15 protein-coding genes are annotated in these 20,205 nt (G+C 60.1%); 4 read left to right on the forward strand and 11 right to left on the reverse strand.

Features of this window, described 5'->3' with window-relative positions; genetic code table 11:
* Positions 1 to 84: 84 nt before the first annotated feature.
* From G5287_RS19375 to G5287_RS19420, 10 genes are all read right to left on the reverse strand, one after another.
* Positions 85 to 1,389, reverse strand: coding sequence for an NAD(P)/FAD-dependent oxidoreductase (locus tag G5287_RS19375; RefSeq protein WP_421231751.1), 1,305 nt, complete (start codon positions 1,387 to 1,389; stop codon positions 85 to 87).
* A 159-nt stretch (positions 1,390 to 1,548) separates the two neighbouring features.
* Positions 1,549 to 2,628, reverse strand: a complete 1,080-nt coding sequence (fbaA, locus tag G5287_RS19380; protein ID WP_005340963.1) for a class II fructose-bisphosphate aldolase — start codon at positions 2,626 to 2,628, stop codon at positions 1,549 to 1,551.
* Between the two features lie 115 nt (positions 2,629 to 2,743).
* Positions 2,744 to 3,907, reverse strand: coding sequence for a phosphoglycerate kinase (locus tag G5287_RS19385; RefSeq protein WP_005340965.1), 1,164 nt, complete (start codon positions 3,905 to 3,907; stop codon positions 2,744 to 2,746).
* A gap of 61 nt (positions 3,908 to 3,968) precedes the next feature.
* The gene (epd, locus tag G5287_RS19390; RefSeq protein ID WP_108614224.1) at positions 3,969 to 4,979 is read right to left on the reverse strand and encodes an erythrose-4-phosphate dehydrogenase; all 1,011 of its coding nucleotides are present in this window, start codon (positions 4,977 to 4,979) and stop codon (positions 3,969 to 3,971) included.
* A gap of 60 nt (positions 4,980 to 5,039) precedes the next feature.
* Positions 5,040 to 5,969, reverse strand: coding sequence for an ROK family protein (locus G5287_RS19395; protein ID WP_227342009.1), 930 nt, complete (start codon positions 5,967 to 5,969; stop codon positions 5,040 to 5,042).
* Between the two features lie 112 nt (positions 5,970 to 6,081).
* Positions 6,082 to 7,149 (reverse strand): uroporphyrinogen decarboxylase, encoded by a 1,068-nt coding sequence (gene hemE / locus G5287_RS19400; protein WP_005335440.1) that lies wholly within the window; start codon positions 7,147 to 7,149, stop codon positions 6,082 to 6,084.
* A 182-nt stretch (positions 7,150 to 7,331) separates the two neighbouring features.
* Complete coding sequence (nudC, locus tag G5287_RS19405; RefSeq protein WP_227342008.1) at positions 7,332 to 8,111, reverse strand: NAD(+) diphosphatase; 780 nt, start codon at positions 8,109 to 8,111, stop codon at positions 7,332 to 7,334.
* Between the two features lie 259 nt (positions 8,112 to 8,370).
* On the reverse strand, positions 8,371 to 11,535 hold the full coding sequence (putA, locus tag G5287_RS19410; protein WP_227342007.1) for a bifunctional proline dehydrogenase/L-glutamate gamma-semialdehyde dehydrogenase PutA: 3,165 nt from the start codon (positions 11,533 to 11,535) through the stop codon (positions 8,371 to 8,373).
* 329 nt (positions 11,536 to 11,864) lie between these two features.
* Positions 11,865 to 12,470 (reverse strand): TIGR04211 family SH3 domain-containing protein, encoded by a 606-nt coding sequence (locus G5287_RS19415; RefSeq protein ID WP_005335443.1) that lies wholly within the window; start codon positions 12,468 to 12,470, stop codon positions 11,865 to 11,867.
* 146 nt (positions 12,471 to 12,616) lie between these two features.
* Positions 12,617 to 13,435, reverse strand: a complete 819-nt coding sequence (locus G5287_RS19420; RefSeq protein WP_304520555.1) for a potassium channel family protein — start codon at positions 13,433 to 13,435, stop codon at positions 12,617 to 12,619.
* 31 nt (positions 13,436 to 13,466) lie between these two features.
* On the opposite strand from G5287_RS19420, the gene G5287_RS19425 reads away from it, so the two are divergent.
* Positions 13,467 to 14,717: a methyl-accepting chemotaxis protein gene (locus G5287_RS19425; protein ID WP_216952949.1), complete on the forward strand. Its 1,251-nt coding sequence runs from the start codon at positions 13,467 to 13,469 to the stop codon at positions 14,715 to 14,717.
* A gap of 140 nt (positions 14,718 to 14,857) precedes the next feature.
* Here G5287_RS19425 and gltX read toward each other — a convergent pair whose 3' ends face one another.
* On the reverse strand, positions 14,858 to 16,273 hold the full coding sequence (gene gltX, locus G5287_RS19430; RefSeq protein WP_323906666.1) for a glutamate--tRNA ligase: 1,416 nt from the start codon (positions 16,271 to 16,273) through the stop codon (positions 14,858 to 14,860).
* 274 nt (positions 16,274 to 16,547) lie between these two features.
* Here gltX and G5287_RS19435 point away from each other — a divergent pair, with 274 nt between their 5' ends.
* The 3 genes from G5287_RS19435 to G5287_RS19445 all read left to right on the forward strand — a co-directional run bounded on the left by G5287_RS19435 (position 16,548) and on the right by G5287_RS19445 (position 19,902).
* Positions 16,548 to 18,650: a methyl-accepting chemotaxis protein gene (locus G5287_RS19435; protein ID WP_421231752.1), complete on the forward strand. Its 2,103-nt coding sequence runs from the start codon at positions 16,548 to 16,550 to the stop codon at positions 18,648 to 18,650.
* Positions 18,651 to 18,749: 99 nt separating this feature from the next.
* A complete protein-coding gene (locus G5287_RS19440; RefSeq protein WP_103250429.1) occupies positions 18,750 to 19,418 on the forward strand; it encodes a LysM-like peptidoglycan-binding domain-containing protein in 669 nt (222 codons plus the stop codon).
* 274 nt (positions 19,419 to 19,692) lie between these two features.
* Complete coding sequence (locus G5287_RS19445; protein ID WP_005338972.1) at positions 19,693 to 19,902, forward strand: cold-shock protein; 210 nt, start codon at positions 19,693 to 19,695, stop codon at positions 19,900 to 19,902.
* Positions 19,903 to 20,205: the final 303 nt, after the last annotated feature.

Genomic DNA, 20,205 nt, shown 5'->3' on the forward strand with positions numbered 1-20,205 from the left:
GGGATAATTGTGCCAACCCGCTATAAACAAGGGGCTGGCAAGAGTGCCTCGTTCAACCATCACTACGCAGGCTGATAATCGGAGTCAGAAGATATCCTTCATCCGGTGCCACAACATTCCCAGTGCCAGCAGCGGGGAGCGCAGCGCCGGGCCGCCGGGGAAGGTGATATGGGGCACGCTGGCAAAGAGATCGAAGCCCCGGCTCTCGCCGCGGATCGCCTCGGCCACCAGCTTGCCCGCCATATGGGTGGCATTGAGGCCGTGACCCGAATAGGCCTGGGCGTAGAGCACGTTGGGGTGTTCCTTGAGACGGCCAATCTGCGGCAGCCGGTTGGCGCCGATCCCGATCATGCCTCCCCACTGAAACTCGATGGCAGTGCCAGCGAGCTCGGGGAAGACCCGCAGCAGCTTGGGCAACATAAAGGCCTTGATATCGCGAGGATCCCGGCCGGAGTAGTTGCAGGCGCCGCCAAACAGCAGGCGGCCGTCGGCGGAGAGGCGGTAATAGTCGAGCGCCACATTCTGATCGCACACCGCCATGTTTTGCGGCAGCAATCGCTGGCGCAAACGGCGATCCAGCACTTCGGTGGCGAGGATGTAGGAACCGGCCGGCAGCACCCGCCCCCCCAGCTCCGGATTGAGGTCGTTGAGATAGGCGTTGCAGCCGATCACCAGATAGTCGGCGGTGACCCGCCCATGAGCCGTGGTCACCTCGACCTGCTTGCCGTAATCGATATGGGTCACTCTGGAGTGTTCAAACAGGGAGACCCCGAGGCTGGCGGCGGCGCGCGCCTCGCCGAGCGCCAGATTGAGGGGATGGAGATGGCCGGAGCCCATGTCGATAAGGCCGCCGATGTAGTGATCCGATCCCACCACGCTATGGATATCTTCCCGCGGTACCAGCTTGAGTTCGTGCTCATAGCCGAGGCTCGCCAGATGGTCGAGATCTTCCTCGAAGCCGGCCAGATGGCGCTGACGGGTGGCCAGATCGCAGTAACCCCAGGTGAGGTCGCAGTCGATATTGAAACGCTCAACCCGCTCGCGCACCAGCTGCACCGCCTCCAGCCCCATCAGGTCGAGTTCGCGCACCCCTTCCTCACCAATCCAGCGGGCGAACTGGCTGGTATCGTGACCGATACCGCGAATAAGCTGGCCGCCGTTGCGCCCGGAGGCGCCCCAGCCGATACGGTTGGCCTCCAGCAAGGCGACCTTGTAACCGGCATCAGCCAGATTGATGGCGGTATTGAGACCGGTAAAGCCGCCGCCGATGATGCAGACGTCAGCCTTGTGCTCCCCCTCCAGCTCGGGCCACTGTTGCGAGTCGTTGCGGGTGGCCGCGTAGTAGGAGGCGACGTGCTCCTGATATCCGTTGTGCTTTCCTGCCTGCATACTCAGCATCCTGCCTTGGTTGCAAATTGTTTAATAAAATAAGCAAAGTTGTTTCGATAATACCCAGTTCCTCCTCCACTCACCAACCGGTGCGGATCACAGAAATGCAAAAGGCGCCCCGAAGGGCGCCTTTTCATGCAATCAAGGTGCTGTAACGAATTACAGTACGTCGATGGCGTTCAGGTCGGAGAATGCTTTCTCCAGACGAGCGATCATGGAAGTCTGACCTTCACGCAGCCATACGCGCGGATCGTAGTACTTCTTGTTCGGCTTGTCGGCGCCTTCCGGGTTGCCCAGCTGGCCTTGCAGGTAAGCTTCGTTCTTCTTGTAGAAGTTCAGCAGACCTTCCCAGGTTGCCCACTGGGTGTCGGTGTCGATGTTCATCTTCACTACGCCGTAGGAGATGGACTCGCGGATCTCTTCCAGAGTGGAACCTGAACCACCGTGGAATACGAAGTCCAGAGACTTGGCTGGAACGCCAAACTTCTCAGAAACGTACTTCTGGGAAGCGTCCAGGATGGACGGGGTCAGTTTGACGTTACCCGGCTTGTATACACCGTGTACGTTGCCGAAGGAGGCAGCGATGGTGAAACGCGGGCTGATCTTGGACAGACGCTCGTAAGCGTAAGCAACATCTTCCGGCTGGGTGTACAGAGCGGACTGATCCATGTGGCTGTTGTCGACGCCGTCTTCTTCGCCACCGGTGCAACCCAGTTCCAGCTCCAGAGTCATGTTCATCTTGGCCATGCGGGTCAGGTACTCGCAGCAGATGTCGATGTTCTCTTCCAGAGACTCTTCGGACAGATCCAGCATGTGGGAGGAGAACAGCGGCTTGCCGGTTTCAGCAAAGTGCTTCTCGCCCGCTTCCAGCAGACCGTCGATCCACGGCAGCAGCTTCTTGGCAGCGTGGTCGGTGTGCAGGATTACCGGCACGCCGTAGGCTTCGGCAACAGCGTGAACGTGCTTGGCACCGGAGATGGCACCCAGGATGGCAGCTTTCTGACCTTCCAGCTTCAGACCCTTACCGGCGGTGAACACGGCACCACCGTTGGAGAACTGAACGATAACCGGCGCTTTAACCTTGGCGGCAGCTTCCAGTACGGCGTTCACGGAGTCGGTACCAACGCAGTTTACGGCCGGCAGAGCAAAGCCGTTCTCTTTAGCGATGGCGAACACTTTCTGAACGTCATCACCAGTGATCACGCCGGGTTTTACGAAGTCGAAAATTTTCTTAGACATGTTTAATCGTCCTGTCTCGTATGCCGTTAATAAAAAATGGAGGGTTCATCATGAACCGGCACAGCGGGCACATGATAAACGAAACGGGAGGCTTTTGCCCCCCGTTCCGGGTCAATTAGGCTTTAGCGCGCTGTTCCAGAATCGCAACAGCCGGCAGTACCTTGCCTTCTACGAACTCCAGGAAGGCGCCGCCGCCAGTGGAGATGTAGGAGACTTTGTCAGCGATGCCGAACTTGTCGATGGCAGCCAGGGTGTCACCACCGCCAGCGATGGAGAAGGCCGGAGAAGCAGCGATGGCTTCAGCGATAACCTTGGTGCCTTCAGCGAACTGGTCGAACTCGAACACACCAACCGGGCCGTTCCACAGGATGGTCTTGGCGTTCATGATGATGTCAGCCAGAGCCTTGGCAGAATCCGGGCCGATGTCGAAGATCATGTCGCCGTCGGTCACATCGTTAACAGACTTGATGGTGGCCGGAGTGGACTCGGAGAACTCGGCACCTACAACCACGTCGGTGGTCACAGGAATGTTGGTCTCGGCAGCCAGTTTCTTGGCGGTGTCGATCAGATCGTGCTCGCACAGGGACTTGCCGACGTTGTGACCGGCAGCAGCGATGAAGGTGTTGGCGATGCCACCACCGACAACCAGCTGGTCAGCGATTTTGGAGAGGGATTCCAGAACGGTCAGCTTGGTGGAGACCTTGGAGCCGCCAACGATGGCAACCATCGGGCGCTCGGGCTTCAGCATGGCTTTGCCCAGCGCTTCCAGTTCACCAGCCAGCAGCGGGCCGGCACAAGCGACCGGAGCGAACTGGGCAACACCGTAGGTGGAACCTTCGGCGCGGTGAGCAGTGCCGAACGCATCCATTACAAAGACGTCACACAGGGCGGCGTATTTTTTGGCCAGCTCTTCGGTGTTCTTCTTCTCGCCTTTGTTGAATCGGCAGTTTTCCAGCACAACCAGCTCACCGGCAGCGACTTCTACGCCATCCAGGTAATCCTTGGCCAGGCGAACCGGGCAGGACAGAGCGTCTTTCAGATAGTTGACAACCGGAGCCAGGGAGAATTCTTCGTTGTATTCACCCTCGGTCGGACGACCCAGGTGGGAGGTGATCATCAGCTTGGCGCCCTTTTCCAGAGCCAGCTTGATGGTCGGCAGAGTCGCAACGATACGTGCATCGGAGGTGACCTTGCCGTCTTTTACCGGTACGTTCAGGTCAGCACGGATCAGAACGCGTTTACCCGCCAGATCCAGGTCAGTCATCTTGATAACAGACATATTCAGTCCTCTATATTTTCCAGGTAATGTTAAAAACAGTAACCTTTCGCCCGGGGCAGGCTCAGCCTGCGGCCATCATGGCCCGGGTGGTATCCAGCATCCGGTTTGCGAAGCCCCATTCGTTATCGCACCACATCAACATCTTGACGAGGTTGGCATCGCTCACCCGGGTCTGGGTACCATCAATGATGCAGGAGTGTGCATCATGATTGAAGTCTACGGAGACCAGCGGTTCTTCCGTGTAATCCAGAATACCGTGTAATGTACCTCTGGATGCCCGTTGCAGGGCTTGATTTACGTCAGTAACTGTCACTTTTTTACGAACAGTAATACTGAGATCCATCGCTGTTACATTGATGGTCGGCACCCGCACCGCGATCGCCTCGAACTTGCCGGCGAAGTGGGGCAGGATACGCTCCAGCCCCTTTGCCAGCTTGGTATCCACCGGAATGATGGACTGACTGGCAGCGCGGGTTCGGCGCAAGTCACTATGGTAGGCATCGATGACTTGCTGATCATGCATGGCCGAATGAATTGTCGTAATAGTACCACAATTTATCTCGAATTCTCGATGCAATGTTTCAATCACCGGCACCACGCAGTTGGTGGTACAGGAGGCGTTGGAGACGATCCGCTCCGCTCCGGTGAGGGTATGATGGTTGACCCCGTAGACCACGGTGGCATCCACATCGGCATCCGCCGGGTGGGAGAAGAGCACCTTGCCCGCCCCCGCAGTCAGATGCAGCTCGGCATCGGCCCGCGAGCCGAATACCCCGGTGCAATCCAGCACCACATCGACTCCCAGCGCCCGCCACGGCAGCTTTGACGGATCCCGCTCGGCAAACAGGGAGATGAGATCCTCGCCCACCAGCATGCTGTTACCCGCCAGTTGCACCGGATGGTGGAAGCGACCGTGACTGGTATCGTAACGGGTCAGGTGCACCATGGCCTCGGGGGCCGCCAGCTCGTTGATGGCCACTATCTTGATGGTCTTGTCGCGCCCGCTTTCATAGAGGGCTCGCAACACGTTGCGACCGATCCGCCCGTAACCATTGATGGCAATCTTGATCATCGAGAATCCGTTTCCTTGAACCAGCAACAGGACGGCACACCGGCCGCCCGGGAGCCCCGGCTACGACAGCAGGGCCTCCTTGAATTCACCGCGGGCCAGCAGGGCCGCCCCGAACACCCCGGCACTGTCGCCAAGGGCTGGAGCAATAATGGGGGCACTGAAACGGGGATTAAAGAGGAAGGGCAAAATAGTCTGCCGTCCCACGCTGTAGAGGCTCTGCACGTTGCCTACCCCGCCGCCGATGACAATAACATCCGGGTCGAGAATGTTGACCACGTTGGCCAGCGCCTGACCAAACAGCAGATGCAGCCGGTCGATGGTGAGCCTGGCCACATGATCGTGGGCGGTGGCAGCCGCGATTTGCGCCAGCGAGAGGCGACGTTTGGCCTTGGCCTCGTACCAGGCCTCCAGCGCCGGGCCGCTGATCAGGGTCTCGACGCAGCCATGCTTGCCGCAGTAGCACTCGGGGCCGTCGGGAGAGAGCACGTTGTGGCCCCACTCACCGGCGATACCGTGATGACCATTGAGAATGCGGCCGTTGATGACGATGCCGGAGCCAACTCCGGTGCCCATGATGATGCCGAACACCACTTTCGCATCGGGATGGTGCTGGCGCACCGCACCAAGATGGGTTTCTGCCAGCGCAAAGCAGTTGGCATCGTTGGCGATCAGCACCGGCACGCCGAGCCGGCGCTCCAGATCCTCCTTGAACGGCTTGCCATTGAGCTCGGTGGTGTTGCAGTTCTTCATCAGACCGGTCTGCGGATCCCGCGCCCCCGGCGTGCCCATGCCAATGACGGTCGGGCGCTGGCCAATCTTCTCGGCGCACTCAGCTACCAGCTTGGCGATCTGGCCGATCATATGGTCATAACCGCCCGCCCGCTCGGTGGGGATGCGGTGGCGCAGCAGCACCTCGTCGCCATCCAGCACCACGCATTCACACTTGGTACCGCCAAGATCGATACCCCAATCCAGTGACTTGCTGCTCATCTTGCCTCCTGCACGGACGCCACGCGCTCGTCGTCGCAGCGCCATTTTTAAATGTAAAACGGGGCCTGACGGCCCCGGATATCAAGCAAACTCTTCTTCTCTCGCCCCGGCCTTAGCGACCGTGGTACTGGGCGGAGAGCTCGTGTACCGCGTTGACGAACACACCGGCATGTTCCGGGTTCACATCCTGATGGATGCCGTGTCCCAAGTTGAAGACGTGGCCATTGCCGTGACCGAAACCGGCCAGAATGGAGGCGACCTCTTCACGGATGCGAGCCGGGGTAGCGTAGAGCATGGAGGGATCCATGTTGCCCTGCAGCGCCACCTTGTCGCCGACCCGACGCTTGGCGTCGGCAATGTCGGTGGTCCAGTCCAGACCCAGCGCATCGCAACCGGTGGCGGCAATCTGCTCCAGCCACTGACCACCGTTCTTGGTGAACAGGGTGACCGGCACACGGCGACCGTCGTGCTCGCGGATCAGGCCATCGACAATCTTGTGCATGTACTGCAGGGAGAAGTCGCGGTAATCGCGCGGGGTGAGCACGCCGCCCCAGGTGTCGAACACCATGACCGCCTGGGCACCCGCCTTGATCTGGGCGTTGAGATAGGCAATCACGCTGTCGGCCAGCTTGTCGAGCAGCAGGTGCAGAGTTTGCGGCTCTGCGTACATCATCTGCTTGATCTTGGTGAATGCCTTGGAGCTGCCCCCCTCCACCATGTAGGTGGCCAAAGTCCATGGGCTGCCGGAGAAACCGATGAGCGGCACTTCGCCCTTCAGCTCGCGGCGGATGGTGCGCACCGCGTTCATCACGTAGCCCAGCTCATCTTCCGGATCCGGAATGGGCAGCGCCTGCACGTCGGCCATGGAGGTGATCGGACGCTCGAAACGCGGGCCTTCACCCTGCTCGAAGTAGAGACCCAGCCCCATGGCATCGGGCACGGTGAGGATGTCGGAGAAGAGGATGGCGGCATCGAGCGGGTAGCGGCGCAGCGGCTGCAGGGTGACTTCACAGGCCAGCTCGGCGTTGCGGCACAGGGACATGAAATCCCCCGCCTGGGCGCGAGTCGCCTTGTATTCCGGCAGATAACGGCCAGCCTGGCGCATCATCCATACCGGGGTCATATCCACGTCCTGACGCAGCAGGGCGCGCAGGTATCGATCGTTCTTCAGCTCTTTCATCCCAGTTCCTGAGTTCGTATCACGCATAAAATGGCGGCCATAATACCACTTTGCCCACCGGATCGGACTGCCCAAAACGTGGCAAATGGACGCGCGGTTGCAAAGATGTGAAGGGGCGCAAACCTGACCGCCCCGCTTGTAACAAGAAGTACAAAAGGATTGGCGAAAAGATAAGCGCCTCGTTACCCCTCGCCCGCCAGTGACAACTCGATCAGCCGCCGGGCAATGGTGCCGTGGGGCGGCAAACGCGGCAGCCGGTCGGCGACAAAGAAAGCGGCGGCAACCAGTTCGTCATCCTGCACCATTATCTCGCCGCTCTCGTAGTCGGCGGTAAAGCCCATCATCAGGCTGTGGGGGAATGGCCAGGGCTGGCTCGCCACATAGCGCACATTGCGCACCCGGATGCCGCTCTCCTCAAACACCTCCCGTGCCACGCACTGCTCAAGGTCCTCTCCCGCCTCCACAAAGCCGGCCAGCACGGTATACATGGGATCGTCCGCCTGATAGTGACGGCGATGGGCCGCCAGCAGGATCTCCGCCCCCTTGCGCACCGCCACGATAATGCAGGGTGAAATGCGCGGATAGGCCGTGTGGCCGTGGTGGCACACCTGCGCCCACTCCCCCGCCTTCGGGGTCATGGGGGCGCCGCACTCACCACAGAAACGGTGGGTGCGGCGGAAGGTAACGAGCTGCCAGGCACGGCCCGCGAGACGAAACCCCTCTTCATCCCCCGCTACCATCAACTGGCGCAGGGGGCTCATAGCGCTCGTGTCAGCCTCATCACCCAGATCGAGCAGATAGCAGGGCAGCCCCTGCCACTCGTCAAAACGCTCGAAATGGGCGTCAGCCAGCGCTGTGGGCAGGCACGCTTTACTTCCTTGTGGCACCTCTCCCTGCTGATCAAGCAGTACCAGATGATCGCCCCCCAGCACGAACCAGCAGGCTTGTTCGGTTAATGACATCGGATAAACACTCTCGTTAAGTCAGATTAAACAACGCCACGGTCACAGCAGGCTGCAGCAGGGGCAAAATAGCGCGAATGGGCCCCATCTTACGACTGGCAAGCGCCACTGACGACCCCGCCGCCACAACAAAATCGTCTCCGATCTTCTCCCCGCCGGGGCCAAAACTGGCGAGCAAGAGGAGCATACCAACGAAGAGGCCGCCCGAAGGCGGCCCGCTGTTATCCGGTATCCCGTATCCGGCCTCTATCGACGCAGATCAGGCATCGCCCATCGCCAACAGGGAAGCGTTGCCGCCCACTGCAGTGGTGTTGATGGTGCGGGTCTTCTCGGTAACAAACCGCCCGAGATAGTGGGGGCCACCCGCCTTGGGGCCGGTGCCGGAGAGCCCCTGGCCGCCGAACGGTTGCACCCCGACCATGGCGCCGATCTGGTTACGGTTGATGTAGACGTTACCCACATTGATGCGGCTTGCCAGCTCCTCGGCGTGGGATTCGTTGCGACTGTGGATCCCGAGCGTCAGGCCATAGCCGGTGCCGTTGATGTCGCTGATCACCTTGTCCAGATCCCGGGTGGCGTAGCGCACCACGTGCAGGATGGGACCGAACTGCTCCTTCACCAGCTCGCGGATGGAGCCGATCTCCAGCGCGGTCGGCTGGACGAAGTGTCCCTCCATGGTCGCGGCGGGCATCGGCGCCTGGGCAATCAGGCGAGCACGCGGGATCATGTAGGCGAGGTGAGCATCGAGACCGGCCTTGGCATCGGCATCGATCACCGGGCCGACGTCGGTGTTGTGCTCGGTCGGGTTGCCCACTTTCAGCTCCTGCATGGCGCCGGTGAGGATCTCCAGCACCCGCTCGGCGATCTCCTCCTGCAGGTAGAGCACCCGCAGGGCCGAGCAGCGCTGACCGGCGCTCTGGAAGGCGGCGCTCACCACGTCGCGCACCACCTGCTCCGGCAGGGCGGTGGAGTCGACGATCATAGCGTTCTGGCCGCCGGTTTCGGCGATAAGCGGCAGGATGGCGCCATCGCGCTGGGCCAGGGTCATGTTGATGAGCTTGGCAGTCTCGGTGGAGCCGGTGAAGCAGACGCCGCCGATGCGCGGATCGGCTGTCAACTTGGCACCCACGGTGGCACCGTCACCGGGCAGCAGTTGCAGCACGTCGCCCGGAATACCGGCCTGATGGGCCAGAGTCACCGCCAGATGGGCTATAAGGCCGGTCTGCTCCGCCGGTTTGGCGATGACGGTGTTGCCGGTGGCCAGCGCAGCAGCAATTTGGCCGAGGAAGATCGCCAGCGGGAAGTTCCACGGGCTGATGCAGACAAAGACACCGCGCCCCTGCAGGAACAGCTCGTTCTGCTCGCCGGTATAACCGGGCAACAGGGTTGCCTGCCCCATCAGGCCGCGGGCCTGCACCGCGTAGTAGCGGCAGAAATCGACCGCTTCACGCACCTCGTCGATGCCATCTTGCAGCAACTTGCCCGCCTCGCGGGTACAGAGGGAGACGAACTGCTCGCGGTTCGCTTCCAACAGATCCGCCAGCTTCTCCAGCGCGGCAGCACGCTCGCTCACCGGGGTTTCACGCCAGCGCGGGAAGGCAGCGTGGGCAGATGCCAAAGCCTGTTCCACCGCCTGCTCGTCGGCCCAGTGGATCTTGCCGACAGTCAGGCTCACATCCTGCGGGCTCAGCACGGTGCGAGCCTCGCTGCGCTTGAGGGTCTCGCCATCGACGATGGGGCCCGCCAGCCACTGCTTGCTCTCCAGCTCTTTCAAGCGGGCGAAGAAGGGGCGCTGGATGGAGAGGATGTTCATGTTGACGCCGCTGGAGTTCTTGCGGTCGATGAAGAGGTTCACCGGCTGGGGAATGCGGTCGTTGGCAAAACCGGAGTAGCGCTTGAGAGTACGCAGCGGGTGCTCGGCCAGCGAGTCCACCGGGGTGTTGGGATCCACCAGCTTGTGAACGAAGGAGGTGTTGGCCCCGTTCTCCAGCAGGCGGCGTACCAGATAGGGCAGCAAGTCCTTGTGGGCGCCGACCGGCGCATAGATGCGGCAGTGCAGGCCGGGATTGTCGTTCAGCACGGCGTTGTGCAGCTCCTCCCCCATGCCGTGCAGACGCTGGAATTCAAACTGGCGATCACCGGCCATCTCCAGAATGCTGACCACGGTATTGGCATTGTGGGTGGCAAACTGGGGGGCGATAAAGCCACGGGTCGACTCGCTCAGCAGGTAGCGGGCGCAGGCGAGGTAGGAGATATCGGTGCCCGCCTTGCGGGTAAATAGCGGGTAGCCGGGCAGACCCGCCTGCTGGGCATATTTCAGTTCGCTGTCCCAGTAGGCGCCTTTTACCAAGCGAACCGGAATGAGGTCACCCTGCTCGCGGGCCAGCGCGGTGAGCCAGCAGAGTACCGGCAGGGCGCGTTTGGAGTAAGCCTGCACCACCATGCCGAGCTTGCCCCAGCCACGGTTGGCGTCGGAGCGATAAAGCTGCTCGAACAGATCCAGCGACAGCTCGAGTCTGTCCATCTCCTCGGCGTCGATGCTGATGGCCACATCCTTGTCGCGGGCCAGACGCACCAGCCCCACCAGCCGCTCGCACATCTCGCCGAGCACCCGTTCGCGGTTGGCCACGTCATAGCGTGGATGGAGTGCCGAGAGCTTGATGGAGATGGAGGGGGCCGGGCCGCCGTCGCTGATCCGCTCGTTGCCGACCGCCTCGATGGCGTTGCGGTAATCGGTCAGATACTTGTCGGCATCCTGCATGGTCAGTGCCGACTCACCCAGCATGTCGTAGGTGTGGGTGTAACCCAGCTCGCGGGATTTGCGGCTCGCCTTGAGCGCCTCTTTCATGTCGCGCCCCAGCACGAACTGCTTGCCCATGATCTTCATGGCGGCGTACATGGCGGAGCGCACCACCGGCTCGCCCAGCTTGTTGACCATGCGCCCCAGCAGGTTGGCCGGGTTGCCGTCGAGCTTCTTGTCCAGCTTGATGATCTTGCCGGTCAGCATCAGCCCCCAGGTGGAGGCGTTGACCAGAGTAGAGTCGCTCTTGCGGAAATGGGAGGACCAGTTGGCGCCGGAGAGCTTGTCCTTGATCAGGGCGTCGGCGGTCTCGGCATCGGGAATGCGCAGCAGCGCCTCGGCCAGACACATCAGGATGATCCCCTCCTGGGTATCGAGGCTGTACTCCTGCAGGAAGGCGTCGATACCGTCACCGGAGCCGCTCTCCTTGCGCACCTTGGTCACCAGAGTACGGGCACGCTGGGTCACCTGCTCCAGCGAGGCGCCATCCCCCGGCAGCATGGCCGACAGTTCGGCCAGATAGGCATTTTCATCCACCACGTAGTTTTGGGTGATGGCTTCGCGCAGGGCGGCCAGATCGGAGGGGATATAGTCAGCGGCAAGCACTTGAGTAGCTTTGAACATATGGGGTCTTCCTGTACGCCCTAGGGCTGATATCGACAAAGGCGGACGCGCCGCCGAAACGCCGATAATGTATACAATATTGCACCCTATATGAAATGAATTTGTTGCCAATCTTTAACAAAGATCGCTCATTCCCCCCATGAACTCCCTTTTGAAGCCAATACGCCAGCAAGCGTGAGGGTCATCTGACTTCATTTTGTATACGATCTGCCACCACCCTGTCGCAAAGCAGTCACGCATTCCGTCCAATAGTGGATGTCTCCAATGCGCCCCAAAAAAGAAGGGCCGCCACGGCGACCCTTCTCAGCAATTCATTCAGCCAGATGCTGTCAGTTCATCCAGCGATCGCCGCGGCTGCGACGACGGGGCAGCATCGGCAGCAGGATGCCAAGCAGAATACCGGCCCCCACCATGGCACCACCACGGATAAACCAGTCCATCTGCATGTCGTGCTCCTGGTTGTCGTAGCTCTGGGTCAGGGCATCATTCTGCTCTTTGAGATTGCTCATCTCCTCACCCTGACTGACCAGCTGAGCCTTGAGGGCGGCGATCTCCTTGCTCTGGGCAGCGATCTGACCATCCTTCTCGGTGAAGCGTTTCTCGTTGTCACCGTTGAGGTTCTGCAGGCGATCTTTAAGCTCATCGCGCTCTTTTTCCACCTGGGGCAGACGCTCGCGCAGGCTGATCTGGCTCTGCAGTTCGCTGTTCTTGATCCACCCCTCGCGGCCGCGACCGTCCACCACCTGGGTGAAACCGGCCTCGCTGTTCACCGCCTTTACCTCCAGCGGTTCACCAGCCTTGACGCTGCCAAGGATCCGGTACTGGGTACCCGGGCCATTGTGGATATAGGTAAAGATGTTGTCTGAAACATAACGGGTATCGGCCAGTGCCTGTTGGGCACACAAGCAGATCAAAATCCCGAGAAGGGCGCGCATGGTCGATCGGTTCTCTTTTTCTGGTGTGGACAAGAGGTTGAATGTTAAGCCGCCAGCAGGCTAAAGGACAAGCAAAGAAAAAGCAGCTCCCCCCGGATATAAAGCGCGGAGTTGCGAGTCACCTCGCAACTTGCCCGCCCTTGGCCTCACTTGTTTTTCAGCTCCCGCACCTCGCTGCGCAGGGCGCGGATCTCTCGCAGCAACTCCTCTTGCTGGTTGTTGTAGTGATGACGCCACTTGTCGGTCTCGCTCTCCTTGGCAGGCTGCAAAAAGATGCTGGCCATAAAACCGCTTATGGCACCAAACAGACCGACCCCGAACAGGATCAGCAGGCTGGCGACAAAACGCCCCTCCTCGGTCTTGGGTACCAGATCGCCATAGCCCACGGTCGACAGGGTCACCAGCGTCCACCAGAAGGCGTCATAGGGGGTCTCAATCTGGCTGCCGGGCTGGCCCGACTCAATCCAGTACATGACGCCGGAGCCCAATCCCAGCAGCAGGACGAAGAGGAAGAGGATGCCGGAGAGGGTGGTCTCGTTGCGCTCGCGACGGAACATGGCCCAGAGATCCGGGTGCTCCTTGAACAGTTGATAGACCCGCCACAACTGGAGCAGTCGGGCCCAACGCAGCTGCTCCACCATCGGCAGACTACCCGGCAGATAGAACCAGTTTGCCTTGAAGTAGGCTTTGCGGTCTGGAGCACGGATCCAGCCATAAGCAAAATGCGCGAGGAAGAAGTAGCAGATCAGACTGTCCAGGTCATAGAAGAGCTGCAGGGTCTGGGGAGTCAGGGTTTCGTGGCCCCACCAGCGGGCCGTCACCAGCAGAACCGAGACAATCGACAGAAATGCCATCAGCAGATCCATCGCCCGTAGATGAGTTAAGTGATGTCGCATACATTTTCCAACTTTAAGCACAGTGCGAATTAATAAAAGAGAAGATAATGCCGATAGCCTTGAGGGCAAAGGAAAAGCGATATTCAAAGGAGATTTTACGATGCAGTTGAACCTGCTGGAGAAGCGGATGAGCAACATTCGGCTGGTGCCGAAAGTGGTGTTGCTGATGGTGGTGAGTACCATTTTGCTACTGACCAAACTCTGGTTTGATACCAACAATCTGGAGACCACCCTGCTCAGCGAGGGGCTTGATCCGGACAAAGCCAACGCCATTGCCGACCGCCTGCTCTGGAGCGGCCTGATGGAGACCACCATCATGGGGCTGCTGTTCGTGATCCTGCTGATGACCGGTTCCCGCCTGATGGTCAAGCAGGTGCACTATCTGGTGGATCTGCTGGAGCGCTTCGCCAAGCGGGATCTCAGTCACAAGGTGTTGCTCAAATCTCGGGATGAATTCGGTGACATCGCCAAGGCGGTCTCCCACTCGCAGGAGAACCTCAAAGCAGTGTTTAACAACCAGCGCGCCGCCTGCAAGGAGCTCAACGACATCGCCTCTCAGGTCACCCTCTGCATGGAGGAGGCCAACGAAGCGATCAACGAAGAGTTCACCCAGATCGAACAGCTGGCGAGCGCCATGAGCCAGATGGTCGGCGCCATTCGCGAAGTGGCTGCCCATGCGGATCAGGCCTCTCACGCCACCGCCGAAACCAGCCAGCTGGCGGAAGAGGGAAGCCGCTGCGTCGCCGATACCGTCAGCACCATCGACACCCTCTCCGGCAACATCCAGCGCTCCGCCACCGTGGTCAACGAGGTGGAGCAGGGGGTCGAGCGCATTGGCTCTGTGGTCGACACCATTCGCGGCATCTCGGAGCAGACCAACCTGCTGGCACTGAACGCCGCCATCGAAGCGGCTCGCGCCGGTGAAGCGGGTCGTGGCTTTGCCGTGGTGGCCTCCGAAGTGCGCGAGCTGGCCAACCGGGCTCAGGCCGCCACCGTCGAGATCCAGAAGATGATCGAACAGCTGCAGGGCAATGCCGGTCAGGCCGCCGAACTTATGGCCCAGAGCGTGCGCCAGGCCGACAAGGGGGTGGAACAGGTGACCCAGGCCGGTACCCAGCTCGCCACCATAGTGCAGCGGGTACAGGGTGTCGCCGACATGAACCGCCACATCGCCGCCGCCTCCGAGCAGCAGAGCTCGGTCGCCGAAGAGATGCGCGGCAATCTGGAACAGGTCAAGCAGATTGCCGAAGGCTCCGTCGTGGTGCTGCGCGAGCTGCAAGAGGCCTCCGAGCTGGTCGAACAGCACAGCAAGGAGCTCGACAGCCAGATCCACTCCTTCAAGCTCGCCTGACTGCTCGCCCTGGTCGGGCATGACCGCGTTGTGCCCTGCCGCCGCTCCCGGCCATAAAAAAATCCGAAACCAGTGGTTTCGGATTTTTTCTATCGGACAAAGGGCAGGCTCGGCTATCGCTTTGCCCACTCTTGCACAACTTACTCGGCAGCCATACGGGCTTCGATGTAAGCCAGTGCGCGGTCGATACGCGCCAGTACGCGCTCTTTGCCCACCAGCGCCATCACGGCGTCGATGGCAGGGGATTGACCCAGACCGGTGACGGCTACACGCAGCGGCATACCAACCTTGCCCATGCCCTGACCCAGCTCGGCAGCGGTCGCTTCAATCAGCTCGTGCAGCGCTTCGGTGGTCCAGCTATCCAGTGCGGCCAGCTTGGTCTTGGCCAGAGCCAGCGGCTCGGCAGCGACGCCACGCAGGTGCTTCTTGGCAGCTGCTTCGTCGATGGCCTCGTACTCTTCGAACAGGTAGCGGCTCTGGGCGGCCATCTCAACCAGGGTGTTGCAACGCTCGGCCAGCAGGGTGACAACCTCGGCCAGCGCCGGGCCATTGCTGGTGTCGATCTTCTGGTTTTCCATGTGCCATGCCAGATGCTTGGCCACATAGGCCGGATCCAGGCTGCGCATGTAGTGGTTGTTCAGCCACAGCAGCTTGTCGGTGTTGAAGGCAGAGGCGGACTTGGAGATGGCATCCAGGCTGAACAGCTTGATCATCTCGTCCAGGGTGAAGATCTCCTGATCGCCGTGGGACCAGCCCAGACGTACCAGATAGTTCAGCAGCGCTTCCGGCAGGTAGCCGTCGTCGCGGTACTGCATCACAGAAACGGCACCGTGGCGCTTGGAGAGCTTGGCGCCGTCGTCACCCAGGATCATGGAGACGTGGGCAAACTCCGGCACCGGCGCGTTCAGCGCCTTGTAGATGTTGATCTGGCGCGGGGTGTTGTTGATGTGGTCTTCGCCACGCACCACGTGGGTGATCTCCATATCCCAGTCATCGACCACTACGCAGAAGTTGTAGGTCGGCGCGCCGTCGGTACGGCGAATGATCAGATCGTCCAGCTCGGTGTTGGCGAACTCGATGCGGCCACGGACGTGGTCGTCGAACACCACGGAGCCTTCGGTCGGGTTGCGGAAGCGGATCACGTGCGGCGCATCGGCCGGGTGATCGTGGGCGTGGTCGCGGCACTTGCCGTCATAGCGGGGCTTCTCGCCGTTGGCCATCTGGCCTTCACGCAGCGCTTCCAGACGCTCTTTGGAGCAGTAGCACTTGTAGGCGCGGCCATCAGCCAGCATCTCGTCGATCAGACCGTTGTAGCGATCGAAACGCTTGGTCTGGTAGTAGGGGCCCTCATCCCAGTTCAGCTCCAACCATTCCATGCCCTCAATGATGGCGTCGATCGCCTCCTGAGTGGAACGTTCCAGGTCGGTATCCTCAATACGCAGCACGAACTCACCGCCCTGGTTCTTTGCAAACAACCAGGAATAGAGTGCGGTACGGGCACCGCCGACATGCAAAAAGCCGGTCGGGCTGGGAGCAAAACGGGTTTTGACTTTCATCTTTAAGCCTTGTGTAGAGGGCCTTGGGCCAATTCGTTAGAAAAAACCGTCGCATTTTAGCACCGACAATCACGGATGGGAAAACCATGACGCCATTGCGGGCTAAAGTAGGGGATTAAATCTGTCGCCATTTGCATCTGTAGCCCGATATTTGAAGAGGATCGCAAAACAGAAGCCCCGTTTCCGATTTGCTATGCACAATGCTGGAGAGCTGCCTCCTCCGGTCGATACCCAAATAACGCTCACCACACTTCTCACGAACAAGGAAGAGACGATGCAGTTCCGTTCTATCCAGAATCGCATTCTAGTGATGGCCGGGATCGCCATGACCGCAGCCCTGGTCATCCTGATCCTGCTCAACCAATATTCCGGCCAACAGACCCAACAACTCACCATCAGCTCCAGCCGTGAAGCGCTGCAGCAGGAGGCATGGCAGAAGGTCAGCGCCAATGCCCGCGCCGAGGCGGCCACCATCACCCAACTGCTGCAAAAAGGGCTCTCCTACACCCAGCAGATGGCCAGCGCCCTCGCCCTGCAACAGCAAGGAAAACTGCCGCTGGATCGCCAGCAGGCCACCGACCTGCTCAAAGCACAGTTGGCGTTGGAGCCCCAGCTCTATGGCGCCTTTGCCGGCTTCGAGCCCAACGGTTTCGATAGTCAGGATGCCAGCTTTGCTGGCCAGAGTGCGCTGGGCAGTGACGACAAGGGGCGCTTCGTGCCCTACTTCTATCGCGACAAGGATCAAATCGGTACCGATCTGCTGCTCTCCATCGAAAAAACCGACCCGGACGAGTTCGGCAATCCCGCCAACGACTACTACGCCTGCCCGAAACGGGAAGGACGCTCTTGCCTCATCGATCCCTTCAAGGTGGATATCAACGGTCAGCAGGTGCTGGTCAGCACCATCACCACCCCCATCATGGTGAATGGTCAGTTCAAGGGGATCGCAGCGCTCGATCTGGCGGTGGACTCCATCAGCCGTCAGGCCAAGAGCCTCAACAGCAACATCTATGACGGCCAGGGCGAAACCCTGATCGTCAGCGCCGCCGGTGTCATCACCGGCACCAGCGGCGATGCCAGCCTGCTCGGCAGCAGCGCAAGTAAGGTGCTGGGCAACCAGTGGCAGCAGTACCTGAAACCGGAAGTTCAGCGTCAGGAGCTGGACGAGTCATTCCGTATTTCCGTCCCCATCATGGTACCGGGAATGAGCCGCAACTGGGCCATCATCGTCACCCTGCCCTACAAGGTGGTACTGGCGGGGGCCGATCAACTGGAAAGCCAGCTGAGCGACATGAACCAGGCAGCCATGACCCAGCAATTGGTGGGTGCCGTTATCGTACTGGTGCTGGCGCTGGCCACCATGCTGGTGATTGCCCGCAGCATCACAGGCCCCATCCGTCAGATGGTCAGCCTGGTGGATGACATCGCCGATGGTGAAGGGGATCTCACCAAACGCCTCACGACCCGATCTGTCGATGAGCTAGGGGATCTCGCCAAGGGGATCAACCGCTTTATCGACAAACTGCAGGGGCTGCTCGGGGATGTGCTCAAGACTGCCAGCGAGGTGAACCGCTACGCCGGTGACACCGATCGCATTGCCGGTCAGACCGACAACAATCTGCAGCATCATCAGGCCGAGATGGAGCAGATGCTGACCGCGGTACAGGAGATGTCCTACGTCAGTCAGGAGGTCGCCACCCACGCCAACAATACCGCCGACTCGGCCAAACAGGCGCAAAGCGCGGCGGATCAGGGCAAGGAGCGCTTCCAGCAGGTGATCCAGTCGATGCACAAGGTCGCGGCAGAAGCCGGTAAAGGGGCTGAAGTGGTCGAAGGGCTGGCCCACGACAGCGCCCAGATCACCAGCATCCTCACCGTCATTCAGGGGATTGCCGATCAGACCAACCTGCTGGCCCTCAACGCCGCCATCGAGGCGGCGCGGGCTGGCGAACAGGGTCGCGGCTTTGCGGTAGTCGCCGACGAGGTGCGCAAACTAGCGGGTAATACCCAGCAGGCGGTACAGAACACCCAGGAGTTGATAGAGAAGATCCGCCTCAGCTCCACCAATGCAGTCAACGCCATCACCCAAAGCCAGCAGCTGACCCATCAGGCGGTGGGCGAGGCGGATCTGGCGGAAGAGGCGCTCGGCAGCATCTACCAGGCCATCTCCACCATCAACGACATGACCTATCAGATCGCCTCCGCCGCCGAAGAGCAGAGCTCGGTCTCAGAAACCGTCTCCGGCAACCTGTCAAAAACCAACGCACTGGCCAACGACATTGCTCAGGATGCGACCGAAACGGCCAAAGCCAGTCAGGCATTGCGTCAGGCGGCCGACAAATTGCAGCAATTATTGGGTCAATTTCGTCTCAGCTGATAATTTTCCGCCTCAGGACTCTCCCCCTCGGGGGCGAGTCCGTTTACCATAGGCGACGAATTTGCCTGATGGCAGGCAATGTAGTGAGAGGTAAATGCCGTGCCCACCCCGGACCGTCGCCCACGAGGCCATAACAGACGAGCCCAGCAGCGTCGCCAAGACGAATCACAAGGATCCCTGCTCCATCGCATCAATGCCGCGACCCTGTCCCTGCGCCAACGTTTTGGCCAAGGGATGAGCAACCTCGGCCAACGTCGCCAGGATGCCAAAGCAGGCAAATTCAAGCTGTCCAGCCCGCTGCCGCGTAAAAACACCATAGGTCTGCTGATCCTGATCCCGCTCTGGTTGCTGGTGCTGGCCTGGGAGCCGGCACCATCCGCCCCCAAAGCCGCCCCTTCCGGCTCGCTGGAAGTGCCGCTGGCCGTGCCTGCTCAAGCTCTAACTGTCGGTAATGGCGCGGCAGGTAGTGCCCCCGCGGCAGCCAAGCCGGTCGAAGAGAAGGTCAACGGTACCTGGCTGCAACACGATGTGCAGGCGGGTGAGACCCTCTACTCCATCTGGCGCAAATTCGAGTTGCCGGGTGCCGAGCTGAGCCGCCTGATCGCCATCGAGGGGCCGGATCGCCCCCTGACCCGCCTGCAATCGGGCCGCTCTATCTTCATCCTGGTGGACGACACCCGCCGCATCCAGCGGGTGGAGATCCGCTCCTACGGTCAGGCGGTTTACCGCTACGACCGGCAGGGCGAAGGGTTCGCCCTCAAGGAATAACAAAAACGGGAGGCGCTGGCCTCCCGTTTTTTTCAGTCAAATCTCTACAAATAAGCTACTGACTTCACAATATTTTTAGCTTGTTCAAAAAACGAAAGGGGTCAAATTGACAAGGATCGGCGCTAACGTACAATCGTTTGTGCTTTAGACAGGGATTGTTCTACGTGCTACTGGGACAAAGAGACGTGGTCAGTCATGAGCCAACCCCTGCTTGCAAGGCAAATGCAGCCCAGCACGGGCTTAGTTTCATTTTGTTATTGATAGGATTTAGCACATGTCTGACATTCGCACCGGCCAGGTAAAATGGTTCAACGAAACCAAGGGTTTTGGCTTTATTGAACAATCCCAGGGTCCGGACGTATTCGTTCACTTCTCCTCCATCCAGAGCACCGGTTTCAAAACCCTGGCTGAAGGTCAAAAAGTCCAGTTCACTGTGACCCAGGGCAAAAAAGGCCCTCAGGCTGAGAACGTTACTCTGGTCTAAGCCCGCGCCAGTGAATCATGCAGGAGGAGCCAAGGCCCCTCCTCTTTTTTGCCCGCAATTCTTCCTGCCAACCACCTTTCCCTCGTAAAACCCGCACAATGAACCCGTACCACCTTCCTGTTCGCAGAAGGCGGCGGAGACTCGCTGAGTAAACGCCAGATACGACAAAGCATCGCAACGCGATGTGAAGGGCAATTCAGAGGGATTATGAAAACTTCGAAGAGAGATTGGAGCGGGAAACGAGACTCGAACTCGCGACCCCGACCTTGGCAAGGTCGTGCTCTACCAACTGAGCTATTCCCG

It is taken from the genome of Aeromonas sp. 603079 (assembly GCF_049172135.1).
GTDB classification, from domain to species: domain Bacteria; phylum Pseudomonadota; class Gammaproteobacteria; order Enterobacterales; family Aeromonadaceae; genus Aeromonas; species Aeromonas veronii.

What these genes read in the sequence shown, in the direction of transcription:
- G5287_RS19375 (WP_421231751.1), bottom strand. Translation starts at nt 1,389, where the DNA reads ATGCAGGCAGGAAAGCACAACGGATATCAGGAGCACGTCGCCTCCTAC.
- fbaA (WP_005340963.1), bottom strand. Translation starts at nt 2,628, where the DNA reads ATGTCTAAGAAAATTTTCGACTTCGTAAAACCCGGCGTGATCACTGGT.
- G5287_RS19385 (WP_005340965.1), bottom strand. Translation starts at nt 3,907, where the DNA reads ATGTCTGTTATCAAGATGACTGACCTGGATCTGGCGGGTAAACGCGTT.
- epd (WP_108614224.1), bottom strand. Translation starts at nt 4,979, where the DNA reads ATGATCAAGATTGCCATCAATGGTTACGGGCGGATCGGTCGCAACGTG.
- G5287_RS19395 (WP_227342009.1), bottom strand. Translation starts at nt 5,969, where the DNA reads ATGAGCAGCAAGTCACTGGATTGGGGTATCGATCTTGGCGGTACCAAG.
- hemE (WP_005335440.1), bottom strand. Translation starts at nt 7,149, where the DNA reads ATGAAAGAGCTGAAGAACGATCGATACCTGCGCGCCCTGCTGCGTCAG.
- nudC (WP_227342008.1), bottom strand. Translation starts at nt 8,111, where the DNA reads ATGTCATTAACCGAACAAGCCTGCTGGTTCGTGCTGGGGGGCGATCAT.
- putA (WP_227342007.1), bottom strand. Translation starts at nt 11,535, where the DNA reads ATGTTCAAAGCTACTCAAGTGCTTGCCGCTGACTATATCCCCTCCGAT.
- G5287_RS19415 (WP_005335443.1), bottom strand. Translation starts at nt 12,470, where the DNA reads ATGCGCGCCCTTCTCGGGATTTTGATCTGCTTGTGTGCCCAACAGGCA.
- G5287_RS19425 (WP_216952949.1), top strand. Translation starts at nt 13,467, where the DNA reads ATGCAGTTGAACCTGCTGGAGAAGCGGATGAGCAACATTCGGCTGGTG.
- gltX (WP_323906666.1), bottom strand. Translation starts at nt 16,273, where the DNA reads ATGAAAGTCAAAACCCGTTTTGCTCCCAGCCCGACCGGCTTTTTGCAT.
- G5287_RS19435 (WP_421231752.1), top strand. Translation starts at nt 16,548, where the DNA reads ATGCAGTTCCGTTCTATCCAGAATCGCATTCTAGTGATGGCCGGGATC.
- G5287_RS19445 (WP_005338972.1), top strand. Translation starts at nt 19,693, where the DNA reads ATGTCTGACATTCGCACCGGCCAGGTAAAATGGTTCAACGAAACCAAG.